17 protein-coding genes are annotated in these 22195 nt (G+C 53.0%); 9 read left to right on the top strand and 8 right to left on the bottom strand.

Going from position 1 to position 22195, the window contains the following annotated elements; genetic code table 11:
• Positions 1–7: 7 nt before the first annotated feature.
• From lepB (JUJ53_RS13410) to JUJ53_RS13400, 3 genes are all read right to left on the bottom strand, one after another.
• Complete coding sequence (lepB, locus tag JUJ53_RS13410; protein ID WP_204152537.1) at positions 8–682, bottom strand: signal peptidase I; 675 nt, start codon at positions 680–682, stop codon at positions 8–10.
• Between the two features lie 93 nt (positions 683–775).
• Positions 776–1393, bottom strand: coding sequence for a signal peptidase I (lepB, locus tag JUJ53_RS13405; RefSeq protein ID WP_204152536.1), 618 nt, complete (start codon positions 1391–1393; stop codon positions 776–778).
• 334 nt (positions 1394–1727) lie between these two features.
• Positions 1728–4262 carry an adenylate/guanylate cyclase domain-containing protein gene (locus tag JUJ53_RS13400; protein ID WP_204152535.1) on the bottom strand — a complete coding sequence of 845 codons (2535 nt, stop codon included), beginning with the start codon at positions 4260–4262 and terminating at the stop codon, positions 1728–1730.
• Between the two features lie 1095 nt (positions 4263–5357).
• Between JUJ53_RS13400 and JUJ53_RS13395 the strand changes: the two genes are divergently transcribed.
• Positions 5358–5912, top strand: a complete 555-nt coding sequence (locus tag JUJ53_RS13395; RefSeq protein WP_343327955.1) for a M23 family metallopeptidase — start codon at positions 5358–5360, stop codon at positions 5910–5912.
• A 191-nt stretch (positions 5913–6103) separates the two neighbouring features.
• Here JUJ53_RS13395 and JUJ53_RS13390 read toward each other — a convergent pair whose 3' ends face one another.
• The gene (locus JUJ53_RS13390) at positions 6104–7357 is read right to left on the bottom strand and encodes a GTP cyclohydrolase II (RefSeq protein ID WP_204152534.1); all 1254 of its coding nucleotides are present in this window, start codon (positions 7355–7357) and stop codon (positions 6104–6106) included.
• A 226-nt stretch (positions 7358–7583) separates the two neighbouring features.
• On the opposite strand from JUJ53_RS13390, the gene upp reads away from it, so the two are divergent.
• Positions 7584–8219, top strand: a complete 636-nt coding sequence (gene upp, locus JUJ53_RS13385) for a uracil phosphoribosyltransferase (RefSeq protein ID WP_204152533.1) — start codon at positions 7584–7586, stop codon at positions 8217–8219.
• A gap of 122 nt (positions 8220–8341) precedes the next feature.
• Positions 8342–9571, top strand: coding sequence for a URC4/urg3 family protein (locus JUJ53_RS13380; RefSeq protein ID WP_204152532.1), 1230 nt, complete (start codon positions 8342–8344; stop codon positions 9569–9571).
• Between the two features lie 7 nt (positions 9572–9578).
• Here JUJ53_RS13380 and JUJ53_RS13375 read toward each other — a convergent pair whose 3' ends face one another.
• Together JUJ53_RS13375 and JUJ53_RS13370 are read right to left on the bottom strand one after the other, a co-directional pair.
• Entirely contained in the window at positions 9579–13151 is a 3573-nt protein-coding gene (locus tag JUJ53_RS13375) for a response regulator (protein WP_204152531.1), read from the bottom strand.
• A 333-nt stretch (positions 13152–13484) separates the two neighbouring features.
• Positions 13485–13673, bottom strand: coding sequence for a hypothetical protein (locus tag JUJ53_RS13370; protein ID WP_204152530.1), 189 nt, complete (start codon positions 13671–13673; stop codon positions 13485–13487).
• Between the two features lie 446 nt (positions 13674–14119).
• Between JUJ53_RS13370 and JUJ53_RS13365 the strand changes: the two genes are divergently transcribed.
• The 4 genes from JUJ53_RS13365 (at position 14120) to JUJ53_RS13350 (ending at position 18831) form a co-directional block, all read left to right on the top strand.
• Positions 14120–14767, top strand: a complete 648-nt coding sequence (locus tag JUJ53_RS13365; RefSeq protein ID WP_204152529.1) for a GNAT family N-acetyltransferase — start codon at positions 14120–14122, stop codon at positions 14765–14767.
• Positions 14764–15429: a YqiA/YcfP family alpha/beta fold hydrolase gene (locus tag JUJ53_RS13360; RefSeq protein ID WP_239125036.1), complete on the top strand. Its 666-nt coding sequence runs from the start codon at positions 14764–14766 to the stop codon at positions 15427–15429. The genes JUJ53_RS13365 and JUJ53_RS13360 overlap by 4 nt, the downstream gene beginning before the upstream one ends.
• 195 nt (positions 15430–15624) lie before the next feature.
• Positions 15625–17259 (top strand): alpha-D-glucose phosphate-specific phosphoglucomutase, encoded by a 1635-nt coding sequence (locus JUJ53_RS13355; protein ID WP_204152528.1) that lies wholly within the window; start codon positions 15625–15627, stop codon positions 17257–17259.
• Between the two features lie 480 nt (positions 17260–17739).
• Complete coding sequence (locus JUJ53_RS13350) at positions 17740–18831, top strand: class I SAM-dependent methyltransferase (RefSeq protein ID WP_204152527.1); 1092 nt, start codon at positions 17740–17742, stop codon at positions 18829–18831.
• A gap of 220 nt (positions 18832–19051) precedes the next feature.
• Here the strand turns inward: JUJ53_RS13350 and JUJ53_RS13345 are convergent, their stop codons facing one another.
• Entirely contained in the window at positions 19052–19657 is a 606-nt protein-coding gene (locus tag JUJ53_RS13345; RefSeq protein WP_204152526.1) for an SMI1/KNR4 family protein, read from the bottom strand.
• Between the two features lie 101 nt (positions 19658–19758).
• Positions 19759–19989, bottom strand: coding sequence for a hypothetical protein (locus JUJ53_RS13340; RefSeq protein ID WP_204152525.1), 231 nt, complete (start codon positions 19987–19989; stop codon positions 19759–19761).
• Positions 19990–20449: 460 nt separating this feature from the next.
• Between JUJ53_RS13340 and JUJ53_RS13335 the strand changes: the two genes are divergently transcribed.
• On the top strand, positions 20450–20779 hold the full coding sequence (locus JUJ53_RS13335) for a CU044_2847 family protein (RefSeq protein ID WP_204152524.1): 330 nt from the start codon (positions 20450–20452) through the stop codon (positions 20777–20779).
• 17 nt (positions 20780–20796) lie between these two features.
• The gene (locus JUJ53_RS13330; RefSeq protein ID WP_204152523.1) at positions 20797–21915 is read left to right on the top strand and encodes a serine protease; all 1119 of its coding nucleotides are present in this window, start codon (positions 20797–20799) and stop codon (positions 21913–21915) included.
• Positions 21916–22195 lie beyond the last annotated feature (280 nt).

The raw sequence follows: 22195 nt of genomic DNA, 5'->3' as shown, positions 1-22195 counted from the left end.
AAACCAACTACAGGGACAGATGAAAGCCTTGACCGAGGGGTAACGCCGCCACCCAAGGGCGATCGCTCCCATAGCTTTGATCAGGATAGAGCGGCACAGGGTTAATGCCCCCGATCCGTTTGAGGGGCCAAAAGCGCACGACCGCCCGCCCAATGATGTCATCTTCGTGAACATAGCCCCAAAAATGGCTATCGTTGCTGCGATTGCGGTTGTCACCAAGCACAAAGTACGACTCTTCAGGAATGGTCACCGGGCCCCATTCATAGTTAGGTGCCTCAGCAATGTATTGCTCCGCAATCGGCAGGTCATTCACATAGACGCGCCCGTTCGTAATAGTGACGCTGTCGCCCGGTAGCCCAACCACCCGCTTGATCAGGGCATCATGAAAGTCAGGCTGTTGCCGCTGCAGGCCCTCGGGAGGACTAAAGACAATAATTTCGCCCCGTAGGGGTGGACGAAACCGGTAGGAAATTTTTTCAATAATTAACCGATCGTTGACCTGCAGCGTTGGCAGCATAGACTCAGTGGGAATATAGCGCGCTTCAGCAATGAAATAACGAATGCCGAAGGCTAGCACGATGCTCACACCAAAGATTTTTACCCATTCGACCCATCCGTCTTCTTCGGTCTCATGGGAGATGCTATGGGAATCAGGACTTATGGGTTTAGGTCGTTCACTCATTCAAGTTGTCCGGTGATAGGGCATGGGTGCATCCGGCATTTGATTCTAGACTGCGACCTGCTTCGGAGCAAGCGATCGCTGTTGCCAATCTCCTTAGTCTCCAAGCTGCTGGTTGTCGTTCTCTTGGTAGAGCAGGGCTGGAGTGACAGCTCCTAGGCGATTGGGTGGCCAAAACCGCACCGCTGCACGTCCGATAATCGTCTCCCGAGGTACATAGCCCCAGAAGTGGCTGTCTAAACTATTGTTGCGATTGTCGCCCAACACCAGGTAGGCATCGTCTGGCACCACGGCCGGGCCCCAAACATAGGTCGGCTCGGCAGCAATGTAGGGTTCGTCTAAGGGTTCTCCATTGATCAACACCTGACCATGGATCACCTGAACGGTCTCGCCGGGCAAGCCAATCACCCGTTTGATGAAGGCAAAGCGAAAGTCTGGGTTTTGTGCCTGCAAATCTTCCCGAGGCATGAAGACTACCACATCACCCCGAGCTGGATCCTGGAAGCGATAGCTGAGTTTTTCGACCACTAGGTGATCGTTAACTTGCAGGGTGGGCACCATCGACTCGGTGGGAATATAGCGAGCTTCGGCAATGAAGTGTCGGATACCCAGAGACATAAATAAACTTAGCCCCACCACCTTCAAGACTTCTCCCCAAGGATTGGATGGACCTTGAGAGGGGGGAGTGGAGCGATCGCGACGCACAGACTTCATAGGCAACATGTAGGAACTATCACAGGGATCAAGGAAGCCATGGGGGAACCCATCGGTGCCTTGGATGCTATCAACGGCCGGATGTTGGCAGTGGCTAGGGTCTAGGGTCTGCTCTGAGAATGCGACCTGCAAACCTCAAGGCTATTGCAATTCTAGCGAAGATGGTTTGGAAATCTGCTAGGTTTGCAATCTGACCCGTTGTACAGGTCAACTCAGGTATTCGTCGTGACGGCGGCATCATCCGCATTGATCCGCATTGATCCGTAGTGATCCGCCACGTGCCTATGATCATGCTGGGACTAGGACTCCATCTAGGACTCCATCGGATTTGCTATTACTTGCTGGTGAGGGTATGCACGCCGTCCCAGTCGTCATGGGGAGGGTTCTGGAGATAGAGGAGCGATCGCTCTAGGTGTAGATGGGTGGCGCGATCGCCCGGACAGATGGTCTTCGCTTGCTCAAACTGCTTCAGGGCCTGGTCAAACTGGCGATCGCCATAGGCTTGCCGACCGGCGAGATAATGCTCTAAAAATTGATGTTGGGTTGGTGTGAAAACCGCTTGGCGATTGCCTAGGAGTTCATAGATAGTCAGCGATCGCTCCTTACCTTTCACCCGAATGCGATCGAGTTCCCGCACCCAAATTTTGTCGTGGCATTCGCCATAGGTGAACTCGCTGATGATGATGTTGCAGCTCTGATCCCAGTTGCCATAGATTTTCGTCACGCCTTCGAGACGCGAGCTGATGTCTACACCATCGCCAATCACGGTGTAGTCCATGCGCTTCTTGGAGCCAATGTTGCCGCAAACCACTTCCCCGGAGCTGAGACCGATGCCAATGTGCAGTTCGCGATCGCCGCTGCGATGCCGTTCAGTGTTGAAAAGCTCTAGGCGATGGCGCATGTCTAACGCCGACTGCACCGCCTTCCAAGCATGGGTTTCTAGGGTAAGCGGTGCCCCAAAAACGGCCATGAGGGCATCGCCGATAAATTTATCCAGGGTGCCCTTGTAGTTAAACACCGCCTCCACCATGGTCTCAAAGTAGCTATTCAGCAGCGAGACCACCTCCGCTGCTTCCATGGATTCGGTAATCGAGGTATAGCCACGAATATCGGAAAAGAGAATCGTCACCTCCCGACGCTCTCCTTCCATCAGGGCATCTTCCCCAATGGCAATCACCTGTTCTGCCACCTCGGGGTTCATGTAGCGATAGAGGGTGGTCTTCATCCGCTTTTCGCTGCTGATGTCTTCTAGGACGACCAACCCACCGCGCACGCTGCCGGTGGGATTGGTCAAGGGATTCACCGTGAGGTTAATGCTGCGCTCAAAACGCTGCACCCTAGCCTCTGGATCCAGCACCTCGCCAATGCTCCAAGCGGTAAATCCCTCTTGCTCAGGATCCCAAGCGGCCAGAACCGGCAGGGGGTCGTCTTCATCGAAGGCGATCGCCACATGCAGCGTTTGCTCCGGCACATAATGACGGGCCCCGGTGTTCAAACTATCTTCCAGCCGCATCTGCAAGGATTCCACCGGCACCACCGACCACACCGGCCGCCCCACCAGATTCTGCGTCCATAGGGTTTGGCACTGCCACCCCTCGCTGCCCTGGATTAGACAACCCAACAGTTCTAGCGCCGCCTCGTTAATGGTGACAATCCGCCCATCCATATCGGTGGAAATGACCGCATCGGACAGGCTTTGCAGCATGTCTTTCTGGTACTGTTTTTCCAGCAGAATATTCTGAAATAGCTGGGCATTTTCGAGGGCAATGCCCGCCTGGATGTTGAACGCCCGCATGAAGTCTTCATCGGAACCCGTGAAGCTACCCTGATCTTTGTTGATCAACTGCGTCACTCCAATCAGCGCTCCGCTGGAGTTAAACACGGGCATACAGAGAATATTGCGGGTATGGTAGCCGGTGCTTTGATCCACTGTAGGGTCGAAGCGCGGGTCTTCGTAGGCGTTGGGAATATTCAGGGTTTCCCCTGTGGAGGCCACATAGCCCGCGATGCCGCGATTGGCTGGCAGGCGGATCTCCACCCGATTGTTGCGATCGTCTGCCACCGCCACCTTCGACCACAGTTCATGGCGATCGCGATCGATCAAAAACAGGGTGCTGCGATCGGCCTGCATCAGATCCCGCGCCTCATCCATCACCTTGCTGAGGGTGTCATCTAGATTCAAACTTTGCCCCAAGGATGCCGTCGCCTCCAGCAAGGCCGCTGCCCCCCGTTGGTTCCGCGCCGCAATGTAAAACAGATTGCAGCTTTCGAGAATCACCCCAATGGACGCCGCAAATTCACCAAACAGAGACTGATCAACCTCCGTAAACGGCTTGCCATTGGATTTATTCACCAACTGCACCACCGCCACTACCTGACTTTTGCGGTTCAGCACCGGCATACAGAGCAAGTTACGGGTTTGGCGGCCGGTGTGGCGATCGGTATCGCGGTTAAATAACGGATGGGTATCGACGTCGTGAATATTCAACGGTTCACCCGTAGATGCCACATGGCCAATGATGCCGGTGTTCATCGGCACTCGCAGCTCAGCCCCAGGCTGGTCAATGCTCGCCGTCTTACACCAAAGCTGCTGCTTCTCTTCATCCACCAAAAAAATGGTGGTGTGCTCAGCCTGCAAAATCTGCCCGATTTTGTGGGTAAAAGCATCCAGCAGTCGTTCGAGCATCACCTCCAACTTTTCGTTGTTGATGAGTTCGATCGCCTGGAGAAAATACTCAAACTCTGTGGTGATTTGTTCCAGCAGCGTCATGAACTGGGGGACAGGCAGATCCCTAATTTGGCCCGTCAAGTCCACCGTGGAGTCCACCTGAAATAGGTTGGCGAGCATACCGTGAGAGGAACCGGTCATGGGCGTGAAGATTAATGAGGCAAAAACGTAAGGCAGTCCTGAAGCCAGGAGGTCACCCGCTACCCAAACAATACAGTGAGCAATCTAAGGTGGGCGCAATCCTGGGTAACACAGGAGGATCCCATTCCATTCACCAAGCTAGATGCCTACAAAACCGGCGATCGCTCTTCACACCATAACGAATAGGAGTTATTCCCGTCGATAGCTGTGCTCCTGGTTGCCGTACTTGGTAGACCCTAGACCAGCGGAACACCTCCTCTAGCTTATCGGGCTCTAGCTGCTTGGAACCGTCTTGCTCTGGATCAAGATGGAGAATGGTGGGGAGAGCGATCGCCCTGGGGATGCTTGCTGCCTATTCCTGGCTAGGTCAGCTACAGGTCTAGAAGCACGGCTTAAAAAAAGTTAATCTATGGAGATGACTTTTTTGAGCACTCTCCAGTATTGTTGTGGTCTAAATCCTGTGAATGAGGTTCTGCGGCTGTAAGATGATCTCGATCCAGCGATCGCACCCTCTCAGATCACGGTCATCCTAGCGAAGGATGGCGCATTTGGGGCTTGAGCTCACTGCATCTACTCTGATCCTAGGTTCCTAGGGCATTCATCTCATCGTTCAGCACCTGTTCATCCTCCCAGTGGGCCGAGCCAGCTAGGAGAATGACCGCTGTGAAGGCTAGACTATGGAGCGATCGCGGCTAGGGGATAAGACTCTATGGATCCTTGCTTTGCCGCTCACCTGCGCCCGTCTACTCCTTTAAGAATCAGGGCTGGTCACCTGACCTGTTGTTTGTTCTTGTGCACGTCTCGGTATAGATTATGCAGCCGAAATTTGTGGTTCGTTCCCGGCATTTTGCGATCGCCTTTATCTTTGGGTTGGTGCTGTTTTTAGTTGCAGGCACCCATCAATCTATGGTTCGGGCCCTAGCTCCGTCCTCCTCAGCCGCCGCTGTTTTGGGGCAGCAAACCTCAGCTTTGCCGATCATTGAGCCGATGTTGCCCGCGTCTGCGACTTGGTCATCTTTCCCCACGTCCAACCATGCGGTTGATCAACAGCTCCATGCCTCTGCCCAGACGTCATCAGCGCAGCCTAGGGCCGCCATCAGCACCCAGCCTCTCACCGTTGCAGAGGCGGCTAATGTTCAGCAGGTTGAACCGTCTCAAGTGGCGATGAGCGATTGGCTATCTGCCTCGTTCCCCGTGGAAGACTTTCAAACCTATACCTCTCCCTTTGGCTATCGGGGATCGCCTACCGGCGGCTATAACCGAGAGTTTCACTATGGGCTCGATCTAGCCGCGCCGGAGGGCAGCTACATTCGCAGTTGGTGGAGCGGGGAGGTTGTGGAAGTGTCCGACGACAGCAATTGCGGCACCTCTGTGGTCATTGAGTCAGGCCCTTGGCTGCATATTTACTGCCACATGCAGGGCTATGTGGAATCTGATGGTGAAGGACGCTACATGAGCGATCGCAGCGGTGGGCTGCAAATCCGTGAGGGGCAAACCATCACCGCAGGTTCCCGCATTGGCCGGGTGGGCATGACGGGACGAACAACTGGGCCCCATCTGCATTGGGGGCTGAAATATGACAATAGCTGGGTTGATCCAGCCTTGGTTCTGCGGGCCATGTATGCTAGCCAGCAAACAGCATCGCGCTAAGTCATCAGTCTACGTCATCAGTCTACGTCATCAGTCTACGTCATCAGTACAGCCATCAGTACAGCCATCAGTGCAATCATCAGTACAGCTTGGATGCGTCACGGCTACGCCTGACGCATCCTACTCATCTACCAATCCCTAGGGCTTGCTGCGGAGATGGACAATCTCCTAACCCAGGGAACCGCGGCTATTTAGTAGTCTCGCCCCTTCACCTGAGCTAGCTCATCTCCATCGCGAACCCCGTCTTCCGAGTAGTAGCCTGAAGCTTTCTTGGCCTCGATTTCCACTTGGGCATCGGCTGGAATCAGCTCCGGTGGGATCGGCACCCGCTTCACCACCTCGATCCCCGAGTGGGTGATGGCGTTGTACTTCATCTGACTCATGGAGACTAGGCGATCGATTTTGGTGATGCCCAGCCAGTGCAGCACGTCCGGCATCAGTTCCTGGAAGCGCATATCCTGCACCCCCGCTACACATTCGGTGCGTAGGAAATAGGCATCGGCGCGATCGCCCCCCTCTTGACGTTTGCGGGCGTTGTAGACCAAGAACTTAGTGACTTCGCCCAGGGCCCTGCCTTCCTTGCGGCAGTAGACAATCACCCCAGCACCGCCCTCCTGAGCAGTTTGAATACAGGCCTCGATGCCATGAACTAGGTAGGGACGGCAGGTGCAGATATCTGAGCCAAACACGTCGGAACCATTGCATTCATCATGTACCCGCACTGCTAGAGGTATGGTGGGATCGGCCACCGTGTTGATATCACCGACGATATAGACCGTGGTACCGCCAATGGGAGGTAGAAACACCTGCAGATCGGGACGGGTGACCAGTTCTGGAAACATGCCGCCCGTTTGTTGAAACAGCACGCGCCGCAGATCGGCCTCCTCAATATCAAGACGCTGGGCAATCCCCGGCAAATACCACACCGGATCAATTGCCGCCTTGGTGACCACGAGACTGCCATCGGCCTTCAGCAAGGTGCCATCCGCCACGATGCGGCCGGCATCAATCTCGCTCTGGAGTTCAGGAATATTGATATGGGCTTTGGTGATGGCAATGGTGGGCAGAATGTCGTAATCCTCCGATGCCATATCCCGAAAGACCTCACTGACCAAACCGCCCAGGGGATCGAGGGAGACAATCTTGCTGGGGTCGCTCCAACTGGGATAGGGGCCAATATGCACCACGGGTGAGGTGTCAGTGAGATCGGCACGATGGGCTGGATCGAGGACGCCGCTAGCCACGGCCAAGGCTCGATACACGCCATAGGAGCCCGCATGGGTACCAATGACATTGCGATAGGCCAAACTGCGGGGAGAGCCGATCACCGGGCCGCGCACTTGGGGATCTGCAGCTCCCCACTCAATGGGAATACGTTTGGTGCTAGCACGATGGGAATGGGAGGTGAGAATGATGTGCTTCGGCTTCTGCGGGTTATTCACCATATCGATCCATCCGAGTGAGGGGAAAGGTTGTAGTGTATTCTAATCAGAACCCATGGAAATGCTTCAGGGGTGACAGAAGGCCACAGGTGGGGCGGTTCGAGGGACTCAGGCGCGATACCTCGATCACTGAAGCGGGGGCGATCGCTCTTGCGTCCGAACTATAGGGGCTGGTCTGTCCGGCGCATGGGATCATGTATTCGATATCTACCACCATACATCGGGATTCATGGCAGCAGAGGTTCATGTGATTACGCATCCACTGGTTCAGCACAAGCTCTCGCTTTTGCGCCACGTGGACACCCATACCCAAGACTTCCGCAAGTTGCTGAAAGAGGTGGCCATGCTGCTAGCCTACGAGGTGACGCGGGATCTTCCCCTCAAGTATGTCCCCATCCAAACGCCTCTCACCACCATGGATGCGCCCATGCTGGCTGCGGATAAAAAAATGGCGATTATTTCCATCATGCGGGCCGGGCAGGGGCTGCTGGATGGCATGTTGGAGCTGATCCCTACAGCCAAGGTGGGGCATATCGGCCTATACCGACAGCCTAGCTCCCTGATGGCGGTGGAATATTACTTCAAGCTGCCCACGGATATTGAGCAGCGGGATATGTTGGTGGTGGATCCAATGCTGGCGACGGGCAACTCGGCGGTGGCGGCGGTGGATCGACTCAAGGAAGCGGGGCCGCTCTCTATTAAGTTTGTCTGTCTGCTCGCGGCTCCCGAGGGCATCGCCCATTTCCATAGCGAACATCCCGATGTGCCCATCTACACCGCCTCCGTGGATGACCATCTTGACGCCCAAGGCTACATTCTGCCGGGGCTAGGGGATGCGGGCGATCGCCTCTATGGAACGCGCTAGGAGAACGTAACGATTGGAGCATTGAGCGCAGTCGAAATGCCCCAATCCTGATCAAAAGAAGGTTGAGCGGAGCCGAAACCCGGCAGCTTTCATTGACTTGAGTTCACCCACTAGGAGGAGTGATGGCAACCGAGGCTGACACCCTTGCCTATCTAAGATCTACAGCGGCCATTCGCGATCGCTGTGGCCAACTGTTTGACCTGGCCTGTGCCGATCAGCTCAGCCATTTCCGCTGCGACCTGACTCGCCTCAACGCCACCGCCGACTACGTCATCCAGGTGATTGAGGCCAACTATCCCGATTGGGCCGTGCCCTTCCACAGTCGCTGGCGACATTTTGAAAGCGGCGGCCGCGATCGCCTGGCCCACCTCCGCCAGCAGGCAGGAACGATCGATCCCCTCGAATGGGCCCGCATCCAGTTCGACCTAGCGATCACCAGCGTGCTGCTGGATGCCGGAGCTGGAGCCGCCTGGCAGTTTTCCGAACCCGGCACCGACGAGGTCTACCGCCGCTCAGAAGGGCTAGCGATCGCCAGTTTTTATGCCTTCACCGCCGGCACAATGTCCAGCGATGCCCAACAGCCGCTGCAAGCCGATGCCCAAGGTCTACAGCAATTCACCCCCGATCGCCTAGCCGCTGCCTTCCAGGTGAGCGATCGCAATCCCTTAGTAGGACTAGAGGGGCGGGCGGGCCTGCTGCAAACCCTGGGGCGATCGCTGCATCGCTATCCCCACCTCTTTGGACAAGAACACCCTCGGTTAGGGAATTTAGTGGACGCCTTACTCCCCCAAGTGGTCGATCAGTGCCTACCGGCCACCGCCGTCTTCGATGTCGTCCTAGAGGGATTGAGCGATATCTGGCCCGGTCGGGAGGCGATCGCCCAGGTGAACTTAGGCGATGTCTGGCCCCATAGCCGCCTGCCCGATGGCGAGCTAGGCTCCCAACTGGTGCCTTTCCATAAACTCTCCCAGTGGCTCACCTATTCTCTGCTGGAGCCGCTGCAAAGCCTAGGCATCACCATCACCGACCTCGATGCCCTCACCGGTCTGGCAGAATATCGTAACGGTGGCCTCTGTATAGATCTGGGACTGCTGCAGCCAAAACATGCGGGCGTGATGAGCGATCGCCATCGACCAGGCTCGGAGGTGATTGTTGAATGGCGGGCGCTGACCGTGGTTTTGCTGGATCAGATTGCCGCAACGATTCGCCAAAACCGCCAGCAAGATGCCACCCAGCTCCCGCTGGTGAAAATTCTCGAAGGCGGCACGTGGGCTGCCGGGCGACGGATCGCGGCAGACCTGCGAGATGGCTCGCCACCCCTGCAGATTCAAAGCGACGGCACTGTGTTTTAGCTACTTTCTAGCTACTGGGCGCGCTGCGATAAAACGAGTCGGGATGGGCCTTAATCGAGAAGGTCAACACCGTTTCATCCACGCCCTTCAGCTTCAGCGGGCTGCATTTGGTCACCGCATCGTCTTCCAGCTCCAGATAATCGGCTACGGCTGCCGAAATCAAGATTGAGTCGGGGGTGGCGGCTTCTTGAATGCGGGCGGCAATGTTCACGCTAGGGCCGATCGCCGTGTAGTCTGATCGCTCGGCACCGCCAAACATGCCCACCACCGCCGTACCTTGGTGAATGCCGCAGCGGAACTGCACCTTGCCAATGCCCTGTTCCTGCCAACGGGCATTGAGAACTTCCAGGGACGCATACATCTGACGAGCCGCCGCGATCGCTCGATGCACCTGCTCACTGGGCGGAAGCTCTTCCGGCGCGCCAAAAATCGCCAAAATCGCATCTCCCATAAATTTATCCACCGTGCCCCCATGGTCAAAAATGGCGTGGGTCATTTCCGTGAGATATTCATTGAGCAGCTCCGACACCCGCCGCGATCGCAAGGTGTTAGACAACTGGGTGAAGCCAATGATGTCGCTAAACAGAATGGTCACCAGCTTTGGCTCGGGGCGCAGATCAAGCAGCAAATCTCCCTGGGCCGCCTTTTTCACCAAGGATGGCGGCAAGAAGCGCTGCAGAACAGACTCGGTGAGATAGCGATTGAGTTCTTCCACCCGCCGCTCATTGGCCTTGAGGGCCAGCAGATTGCGCACGTCGGCTAACAGTTCGCGATCATTGAACGGTTTGGACAAATAAGCATCAGCCCCCTGCTCCACCCCTTCAATCCGGGTGTCTTCATCGGCACGGGCGGTGAGCAAGATCACCGGGATCCCCTTGAGGGTCTCATCTTGGCGAAGCTGCTGAATCATCTCCAGCCCAGACACCATGGGCATCATCAGATCTGTGAGAATCAACTGCGGCAGATGAGTTTGGGCAAGCTGGAAACCTTCCGCTCCGTTCCGAGCCGTCACCACCCGGTAGCTGGCGTTGCGCAAAATATCCGAGACATATTGCCGCAGATCGGGGTTGTCATCCACCACCAGAATCGTGGGCGCAGTTTCGCCGTCTGCCCCCTCGGGCAAAATACCCAGCACCTCGCCGACCTCACCCTCACCATCCCCAGGGCGATCGGTGGCATGGATTTCGATATCCGCCAGTTCCACCACCGCGCGGCTCGACTCCATTTCAATGGGCACTTCAATCACCTGATCCGGCGGCAGGTGGGAAATACCTGTTTGCAGCCACACCGTAAACGTACTGCCCTTGCTATATTCCGACTCAACGGAGAGATTGCCGCCGTGCATTTCCACCAATTTCTTGACCAAGGCCAGACCCAGGCCACTGCCCTCATACTTACGGTTGGCAGACCCATCCGCCTGGCGAAAACGGTCAAACAAATGGGGAATTTGATCAGGACGAATGCCAATGCCGGTGTCGCGCACCTGCAGCAGACAGTGATCGTTGGCCGACCGCAAACTGACCACAATGCTGCCCCCCGCTGGGGTAAACTTCATGGCGTTCGACAAGAGATTGTAGAGAACCTTGTCAAATTTCTCTAGATCGAGATAAATGGGCAGGCAGTCCTCCAGATCGGTGGATAGGTGAATCTCTTTGCGATCGCAATAGTGATGGAAGGCATCCACAATCTGGGCCACGAAGCTCTTGAAATCACAGGGGCGAAAACGCGGCTGCATTCGGCCCGCATCCAAGCGCTGAATGTCGAGGAGCTGATTCACCAGGCGCAGCAGGCGGCGAGAGTTGCGCAGGGCAATTTGAGACTGATCGTAGGAAAGACCTTGCCCTTGGGCGATCGCTGCCTCTAGGGGGCCAATCGTCAACGTGAGCGGCGTGCGAAATTCGTGGGACACATTTTGGAACAGCTCATTTTTCTGCTGATCCAGCTCCAGCAACTGCTCCGCCTGCTGACGCGTTTTTTGGTAGAGGCGAGACTGCTGAACAGCGATCGCTGCCTGCACGGCCACGGCCTGGGCCAGCTCAATTTCCTCCTGCTGCCACTGGCGAGAACGGCTCGACTGCCGCAGGGAAATGCTGCCAATGATATGACCGTTGTACAGCAGCGGCACCACCAACAGCGCCCGGGCCGGCAACCGCAGCGGGAGATCAGGCATATTCATCTCAGGATGATGGCCCAGATCGTCAATAATCACCGGACTCTGGGTGGACAGAAGCTGCTGCAACACCGGATTTCCCTCAATCGGCACCCGCGACGTCGGCAGGTGCGATCGCACCAAGGGAGCCTCACCCTGGGCAGAACTAGCGATCATCCAGTCAGACTGCGGCTCAGGATGAATCTCACCCAGGGTAAACGGCTGCTCTGCGTTTTGATCGGTGGCATCATGCAGCCCCACACATTGGACAAATTCATCCCCAGCCGTCCACAGCGATAGGGCACAGCCGTCGGTATGCAGCGCCTGCCCCAGTTGCTGGGTAATCGCCGCGAAAATGTCTTGGGGATTCAAACTCGACCGAATGGCCGTGGTGATGGTATTGACCAAAGCCTCTCGCCGAGCCAAGGCCCGCAGCTTTTCATAGGCCCGCGCTTGGGCCAAGGCTGGGGCGGCTTGGTTGGCCACCATGGCAATCAGTTGCACATCGTCATCCTGCCAAACGCGAGGCTGCTGCTGATGCAGGGCCAGCACCGCCATCAGTTCTTGCTGACAAATCAGAGGCACAATCAACGTTGAACGAATATTGGCCTGGCTATAGATGTGGCGAACGCAGCCGCCGTTGGGAGCCGATCGCTCTAGTCGCTCATCGGTGACCGTATCTTGAATCACCTGAATGGTTTCCGTTTCCCACAGCGTATGGATCAGGGGACTGGTGGTGGCATCTGAGACATCTGGCGCATCTGGCGCATCTGACGCATCTGGCGTATCCGACTCACTGGGGAGGTCAACGCGATCGCCCTGGGCCGCCGCACTCAGGTAGGTGAACACCTCATCGGTCATCAGTTCATCTTGGCAAGGCCGCAGCAGACAGCAGTCCACCTCAAACATATGCCCCACCGTATCCACGATGGTTTGGAAAATATATTGGTAGTTCAGCGCACCACGAATGGCGCTGCTAATGGTGTTCAGCAACGACTCTTGGCGCAACGTGCGACGCAGTTCTTGGGTGCGGGTTCTCAAGACATTATGGGTATCCACCGCTTGGCGCACCACGGTTTTCAGCTCTTCATCATCCCAGGGCTTGGTGACATACTTGAAGACCTTCCCAGCATTAATCGCCTCCACCAGATCTTCAACGTCGGTGTAGCCGGTCAAAATGATCCGAATGATGTCAGGATATTGGGTTGCTGTCAGACTCAGAAACTCTGTGCCACTCATGGAGGGCATTCGCTGATCTGAAATGATCACCGCGATATCTCCCTCGGCAGCTAAAATCTCCAGCGCGACTGGCCCACTTTCTGCCCGCAATACCTTAAATTCCCGATAAAAGGTGCGGTAGAGCAGGTCAAGATTGTCTGGTTCGTCATCAACCACCAGAATTTTAGGCTTTTCGCTATCAGGAGATTTCATGCACTATGCTCCTGCCATGGGGGCATTCGTCTGATGAGAGTAGGGGGGTAGATTGCATGACCTCAAAAATGGAACGATGTTGTCACACGAGGACGGTTAGCACGAGATTCTGAACTGTGGCAGCCTCGGGCTGAGTTGAGGAGAACCACAGGCCCATAACCCGTCATAGGTGGCCCTGCTGCTGGACAAACTCCGTTGGTAGGTAAGAGTAGGCAGAGTGAATGCGATCGCACATTAATCACGTCATTCAACGAATATTCAGTTATTCAGGACTGGTCTGATGCACCCAGAGAAATTTGTCTCGTTCAATCGTCTGATAGCCTGCTTAAGATTCTAGCCTTCTTGCTGAGCATCGTTAGCCTTGACATCGGCTACCGCACTACACTTAAGCAGCCTATCGCACACTAGAGGGTGAGCCGAAGCTCCCAAGCTTTGATGGTTGTCGAGGGTAGTCGCAACCTTGCCATCCACTCCATGCCCCTGCACAAACTGGGTTGCTTTAGTATTCCCAACTTTTATCATAGAAGCTTTATTCCTAAACTATCTTGTTGAGAAGCGTGAATCGACGTCCCTGGCCCTCAACACCCTGCTTCCCCCAGAATTAAAGGTTAGAGCCGTAGTCTAGATGGAACTATTGGTAAGCAGGGTGACGTTGCTCATATTGACGGCGCTTAAGGCTCAAATCCTGATGAGAAGAGGGTTGAGCGCCGTCGCAACCTGTCAAGCTTCATTGACTTGAATTGACTAATTGAGTTCACTTATGAGTCCACCACTAAGTCCACTTACCATAAGCCCACTTACCATAAGTCCACTTACCATAAGTCCACGTAGTAGTTGTCGTAGTAGCGCGTCTAGGCTACTATTCCACCTCAAAGCTCATAAGCGCTAGAATTCTAAAAAGATTCCTGCGTTTAGAGTGCCGCCTAACGTCGCTACGTTTCGCCTACACCATTCACCCTTACCGCATCATGTCCACGTTTATGACGGGGCAATCCCAACCGTCTGCTGAGACCTATAGCTGGCAGTCAAGCGATCGCCTCAGAAATGGTGCAGCTTGTCTGATTCGCACTGTGCGGCAGCCAGACTTGCCGCTCCTCGCTGACATGCTCACCCAATGCTTTCACCCTCAAGAAGGGCTAGGGGCTTGGCTCAATCCGGTGTTTCGCTTGGGCATCTATGAGGATTTGCGCCATCGCTTTTATGCTCGTGATCCCCATACGGTCTGTTTAGTGGCGGTGGATCCTGAGGTAGCAACCGAGGGACGGCGATCGCTGGATGCTCCGATTGCCGGCACGGTGGAAATGGCTCTGCGCTATCCCAAGCTTTGGCAGCCCCAGCGGCAGCAATACCTCTATATTTCCAACCTAGCGGTGCAGCCCCACTATCGGCGGCAGGGGGTAGCCAAACAGCTTCTAGGCGTTTGTGAGCGGATTGCTTTAGATTGGGGCTATCCCGAAATTTGTCTCCATGTGTTGGACAATAACGCCAATGCGCGCCGGCTTTACCATCAGCTCGGATTTCGGCTGCAGCGGGCGGACACCAGTGTGGGATCGATGTTGCTCAAGCGTCCCCAGCAGTTGCTGATGGGCAAGGCCCTCACTCCATCGTCCCCATGACTTGTCTAGAGCGCGATCGCCCCTCCATGATCTACCTGCATGGCTTTGCCTCCAGCCCCGCATCGGCGAAGGCCCAGTACCTTGGCGATCGCCTACGAGAATCAGGCATCACCGTGGCGATTCCCGACCTCAACCAAGACGACTTCTCCCATCTGACCCTGACGCGTCAACTGCAGCAGGTGCAGGAGATCCTAGCCACAGCCTCCTCATCGGTGACCCTGATTGGCTCCAGCTTTGGCGGCCTCACCGCTGCTTGGCTGGCAGAACAGGCACCCACCGTCGATCGCTTAGTGTTGCTCGCCCCGGCCTTTCAATTTCTCGACCACTGGCTACCCCGCCTAGGTGCCGACCAGGTGGCCCACTGGCAAACCACCGGCTATCTACAGGTGTATCACTACACAGCCCAAGCGCACCTACCGCTGCATTATGGGTTTATCACCGATGCTCAAACCTATGATGAAACGAACCTGAAGCGATCGCTGCCGACCTTGATTCTCCATGGACGATCCGATGAGGTGATTCCCATATCCGCCAGCCGCGCCTATGCGGCCGATCGCCCCTGGGTGAGCTTGGTGGAGCTGGAGGACGATCATAGTTTGGGCAAGGTGCAGCCCCAACTTTGGCAAGCGATCCAACAGTTTTGTGGGATTTCAGAACCCTAGGCAGGATAGTCGAGCGCGATCGCCCCCCTGGCTTGCCTGTATGCCACTGGATCAACGGGAATCCACGATCCAGACCACCGATTCTCAAGGGTGATTCTACGGAGCGATCGCCTTCCCCGAGAAAATTGCCCATAGGGGTAACTGACCTGATAAGTTGATGGAAGTTCGGGCCAACCTCGTCAAAAGAAGATCCTGATGAACATACATACTGTCTCTACCCAACCCTTCGATGACCAAAAACCCGGCACATCTGGCCTACGTAAGTCCGTCACTGCATTTCAAACCCGGCACTACCTCGAAAATTTTGTTCAATCCATCTTCGATAGCCTAGAAGGCTATGCCGGCAGCACCCTAGTGGTGGGCGGCGATGGACGATACTACAACCGGGTCGCCATCCAGGTCATTCTGAAAATGGCGGCAGCCAACGGCTTTGGGCGCGTGTTGGTGGGTCAAGGCGGTATCTTGTCAACGCCCGCAGCCTCCTGCATCATCCGTAAATATCAAGCCTTTGGAGGCATCATCCTATCCGCCAGCCACAACCCCGGCGGCCCCGATGGCGACTTTGGCATTAAGTACAACATCGGCAATGGCGGCCCTGCCCCCGAAAAGGTGACGGAAGCTATCTATGCCCGCAGCCAAACGATCGACCAATTCAAGATCCTAGAAGTTGCGGATGTGGATCTCGACCAACTGGGGGCCGTGCAGCTCGGCGAGATGACGGTGGAGGTGATCGACGCCGTTGCCGACTACGCCGAACTGATGCAGTCTCTCTTTGACTTCGATCGCATCCGTGCTTACCTGAGCAGCACCGCCTTCCGCATGAGCATGGACTCGATGCACGCCGTTACAGGGCCCTATGCTCAGGTGATTTTTGAACAGATGCTGGGTGCTCCAGCGGGCACAGTGGTGAATGGCGTTCCCCTAGAAGACTTCGGCGGCGGCCACCCCGATCCTAACCTGGTCTATGCCCATGACCTGGTAGAACTCTTGTTTGGCAAGGATGCGCCTGATTTTGGAGCTGCCTCGGATGGAGACGGCGATCGCAACATGATCCTCGGACAACGCTTCTTCGTCACCCCTAGCGATAGCTTAGCCGTCTTGGCCGCTAACGCTACCCTAGTGCCCGGCTACAAAGACGGTCTGGCCGGCATCGCCCGATCTATGCCCACCAGCCAAGCCCCCGATCGCGTCGCGGCAGCCCTGGGCATTGACTGCTATGAAACCCCCACTGGATGGAAGTTTTTCGGCAACTTACTCGACGCCGGGAAGGCTACCCTCTGCGGCGAGGAAAGTTTTGGCACCGGCTCGAACCACGTGCGGGAAAAAGATGGTCTGTGGGCGGTCTTATTTTGGCTGAATGTCTTAGCTGTTCGTCAAGAGTCTGTGGAAGCGATCGTCACCGAGCACTGGAAAACCTATGGTCGCAACTACTACTCCCGCCATGACTACGAAGAAGTGGCCAGCGAACCGGCTCACCAACTGATGGATAACTTGCGATCGCTTGTCCCGACGCTCAAGGGTAAGGTGTACGGCACCTATGAGGTGGACTATGGCGATGACTTTAGCTACACCGACCCCGTAGACGGCAGCATCAGCAAAAAACAGGGCATTCGTATTGGCTTCACCGATGGCTCCCGCATTGTCTTCCGCCTCTCGGGTACCGGCACCAAGGGCGCAACTCTACGGCTGTACCTAGAAAGCTACGAAGCGGATCCAACCAAGCAGGGCCTCGATCCCCAAGATGCCTTGGGTGACCTGATTGCGATCGCCCATGAAATGGCCCAAATCAAAGCCCTCACCGGCCGCGACCAGCCCACGGTGATCACCTAAGCGATCGCCCTAGATGGGTTATCTAGCCTCCTAATTCCCAATGATTTGGGAGGCTCATAGGTTTAATTTGGAAAATGAATAGGTTAATCTAACCTGATCTTGACGTAAGGAAAGGAGGAGTCTTACAACCTGTAAAGGAGAAGGAAGCTCAAGCCAGTTATTCTTCCGATTGCCCGTTAACGATCTCTTTACAGACAGTAGTTCTCAGGGTGTCTAGCAGCTTGTCCAACCTGCACGATTGATTCTGTTCTCAACAAGATCGAGCGAAATGATGACCCTGAGACTTGCTGCTCTAGAGGTTATTCTATAGACATTGATGTAGACATTGATATAATTCTATGGTACTTTCTCCGTTGGGGAATCGTTACACAACCAACTCAGGCGTAGGATTTCAGGTCAACAACTCGACTCTGATGTGTCCTGACAGGTAGGTACTTGGCGGCATGACATTTCGTACTACATGGAGCTGATTAAATTGTTATGTATGATTCTGAAAAATGCCAAGAACTAATAGATCTTCTTATCTCTCCCATTCAATTAGAAAGTTTATCAGTCTTAGAAGACAACGTTTCCACGCTGAAAGAACATCATCAGCTAGCCTTTGCAATGTTGGCTGATACGATTCAAGAAGCTACTAGAGTCTTGTCTGAACCAACGATCAAGGCTAGAGAAGCTAAGATCCATAGAATTATTGAAACGATTAAGCTGAACGTAAATTCTTTAGCATTATGGGAACAAGCTAATAATCGAACCGCTGAGGCGCTAGAAGCAGGACATATTCGTCCTGAAACTCTTAAACCCCATGTTCGGTTTTCATCTGAGAAGTATGATGAGTTCTACTCCAATCAAAGCGCCAAGTTTTCTAATATGGCAGTAGATTCAGACTTAAATTCTTCTGGTGAATCATTCTACAACGATAACAGCACCTTATCGCATAACATCAATCATGCTTTTCGGGTATCCTACGGAGTTTATTTAATTGAAGTATTATTCGGCTTGCTCTCGACTAAAAACAGCGAGCAAGCCATCCGTTGGCTAGACATCGGATGCGGGTTTGGGCAAATTATCAACTCCGTAGATCCCAAGCGCTACGGCTGCCAAAACTGGGAGATTACAGGATGCGATATGCAAGAGGGGAAAATTAAGTTCGCCAACCAGCTTAAGCTTCCTGATCGCCAGTTTTTTACAAAAGAAGCTTTTTCTTTGTTATCTGAAATGTCAACGCAAAACAACCCGTATGACATTATCTCGATGTTTGAGTTTATGGAACATCTCAACGATCCACTGAGCTTCCTAGAACAGTTAGCTGGCTTCAGATCAGAGGTGATTTTGATAGCATCTCCCCTTGCACAAACGATTGGCAAGCCATTGATGCGCAAGCCGGATCCAGTACACCTATGGTCTTTTTCCCGAGAGGGGCTAGAAGACATGCTGAAAATAGCAGGGCTAGACGTCATTTACTCGTCTGAAGTTCGAGTCGGCAGCTACATCGGAGGACTAGATTGGCTAACGGTAGTCTGTGGAGATAAAGAGCTCTTTAAGGAAAAACGAACAAATTGGAGGCGATTTTAGTGCTTTTAGCCCACATAGGATCATAGCAAGCTAACCAATAAGACGTATGAGCAATGGTGTCCCATACGTCCCCAGATGTCCACCAGCCTTTCAGCTTGGGTTAAGAGATGGCATGACCCAGCACATCTCACCAAGATGTAGGTCGGATAAAGCTATAGCGTCAATGCACCTAGACCGCTCATGGTCTGATATGCCGTTGTTTGAACCTTAGAGACCTGCCCTAGCATCCTTCATCATAGATTCTGGGCACAGTTCCTGGATTATAAGCAAGTCGGACAGCCCCAAAAGCCTCTTCATCTACAATTTCAATGAGTCCTTCTTCAGAAATCTCATAGAGGCCGGTCTCATAACACTCAGCTAGGGCCAACATCATTGTGGTTAGGCTCGTAAAAGCTAAGTGAATCTTACCCAGTTGATCCATAAAATAGACAGGAGATGAGTCGGACTCAAAATCCATCCCCTCGACGACAAAATGCTCTCCTTCAAAACCACAGAAGGGAAATACATAGGTTGGCAAATCTTCCTCTCCTCTATCATCGATCTGAAACGGATCGTTGATATATCCTTCCATGGCTTGATCTAGGGCATAGTCTATATCCAGAAATACATGATTAATAAAGATGCCACATTCCCAGTTATCGTTGCTGATGCCGTTGTGCCATTGGTAGAGGGTATAGAGTTCTTGGGGCAGGTGGCAGGGGAATGGCTTCAGCTTTGTTTTAAGTTCGTCTAAGGATAATCCTGGCAGAAACCGACTGATATACTCGGGTTTGTGCTCCCGTATCCAGGCAAGAATTCGATCGAGTGCATCCGTTAGGTCATTCATAGAAAAATTCTGATACTCGCAATAGGAAAGGGGCAAGGTATCTTAGGAGGCTGGAGACGATTGGGTATCTCTGCTATGCCGATAATACTCGATAGATGGCGCTAGGAACGCTGCTGTACCCATCGTCGCATGAGTTCGACGGTGAACTGCAAGCGATCGCCCTCTTGAATCACCACATCATGGTCGCAGAGGGTCTTGAGGGCAGCGGTGACTGCATCAGGAGAGAGTCCAGTTGCCGCGACTAGTTCCGGGAGCGCTAAGGGGGCGTTGCTGAGGGCTTGCAGTAGCTCAGGTTGCCCCGGTGGCTCGCTGGTTTCGGCCTGTCGCCACACGCCGGTGAAGTAGGCTCAGCATCTGGTCGCGCTGCGGGCCCCGCCGTAGTCCCTCTTCGATGGTCGAGCCGAAGGCGGATAGTATCTCTAGGGGCAAGCACACAGAAACAAGGTGGTGTTCATGGAACACGTAAGATATGTCGTAATTCTACAATCCAATCAAAAAGAGGAGCACTGACCAGCTAGGCATATTAGACAGCAAAAGTGACTCGATTGTAATAATAACCAAGTTCCCTATGGAGTTTCGAGGTCATGGATCATGTAATCATTCATTGATTGCGTTTACGCAAGACACTAGACGTATCATATAGTACAAAAACTTTAAGTATACTTTTGTACCAGTAGCACATGATTTAACGTTGCACTATAATAGCGCCATGCTTCTGAGTGCTCATTCTCACAAGCATCGGTTTTCCAAAAGCTTATAACAATACGCCAATTATCATGAGGTTGGTAAGCAGTGCATAGCAAACTGATCCGTCTAGACGATGGGACTCTTGTGGAAGTAGAGCTTGATCCTAGCGAAGCTCGACAGATATCTGGTGGTTCTGCCGCAAAAAGGGTTCAATCTAGCCTCGACGTAGTGTCGCCAGTTTTGAAAAGAGTTTGTCACTCGGTTAGTAATGCGTGGAAAAATGTTGAGGAATCAGTGCATATAGAGCAGGCTGAGATTGAGGTTGGTCTATGTTTTGAAGGTGAAGGCAATGTCTACATAGCCAGCTCAAAAACTAGTGCTAATTTGAAAGTTAGATTGATAATCAAGCAAAACAACGTTTCATCGAGTAATTAATTCGGGAAATGTTCTCTATGGAAGAAAGCTCTCCGCAAGACTCAGTATCTTTAATAGTCAGTGCTGACAGTGATAGAAATGAGTTTGGCAGCAGTTTTTTAATACATAAGGAGAAAAACTTTACTTATTGGCTAACCTGTGCACATGTGCTGGGTGGTGTAGGTGGAGTTGGAAAGGCAAGAATAGATGAAAATTATCCTGTTCAATTAGTGGGACATGATGAGAAAGACTTAGGTAAACTGATTAAGGGATATGACTTGGCAGTTTTGAGAGTAGAAGGAGAAGAGCTACTCAGAAAACGGCCACTTAGATTAAAATTTTTTAGCAACACAGAACTCAATCGTGCTTCCAGGTATTTTAAGTTTTGGAGTTTTGGTCACTACCAAGATAGCGGAACGCGCCAGAAATACATAGGAGAAATCTTTGGTCAATCAAAGTTAAGCCCATCTCGTCTTGTTTCAGGCGGCAGTCGCCACAAAGTCTTGGAACTTGAACTTTTAAGTAGTCAACTACTGCCTGGATATAGCGGTTCCCCTGTTCTATTTGAAAACTCATATGATGTTGTCGGCATCATATGTAAAAGTAAGGAAAATGGGCAAAAGGGTGAGGCAGCTTACATAGAATCCATTCGCCATGTCTTGTTTAATAATCTCCCTACCCTTTATAAGAGGTTAACCATGAGACCATGCATCAAGGCAGGTGAGTTGACTGATTCGCTTTCAGATAAATTTCTAAGACTCTTTGTTAGCTCGAAAGTTTGTGAAGCTCTCGACTGGCTTGGAAACCCACAACCGTTACTTGATGTTGTCATTCAATCTGTCTTTGGGAAACAATATGTTGCGGAATCTTCTAGCATTGAAGACAAAGATGTGCTCTTGCAACGAAGTATAGTAATGGAAGAATTTGAAAAAGAATTGAAATACTATATAGAAATGATATACATTTCTATACTTTCAGGTAAAGTGAGCGATCTAAGCGAAGTTTCTAGTTCCCTCCCTCCTTCACCTCCCTTAAACACATACTTAGCAGCCCTTGATTGCATTAAGGATAATATTCCACCGCAAATTAGTGATGAAATATCTTTTTTAGTGAGAAAGCACATAGACTATTTGATTGAAAAGCTGCGAAGTGGCTAAGGCTGCGTGAAGATGCCTGAATCTTCGTGTTTTTGACGTTCTTGATTAAGTTGACATGATGTTAGTAGCTGGGTAGATAGTGATCAAGATTTAATGCTTTGCATCTCCAAAAAACTGAGGGACTGTACGCTTCATGCCAAGATAATCATTAACTTTTGGTATTGTTCAGAGTAAGATATAGTCGGTAGTGCATTTTATTGCAGGACAAAGGAAAAAACGAGGTTACCTTGCTCCGCCAGCTTTTGTCTGATTTGGCGATTGTAGTCATGGATGAACAGCC

The organism is Leptolyngbya sp. CCY15150 (genome assembly GCF_016888135.1).
Classification (GTDB): domain Bacteria; phylum Cyanobacteriota; class Cyanobacteriia; order RECH01; family RECH01; genus RECH01.
Note: the sequence above shows the minus strand (reverse complement) of the source record. Positions and strands in the feature narration are given on the sequence as shown.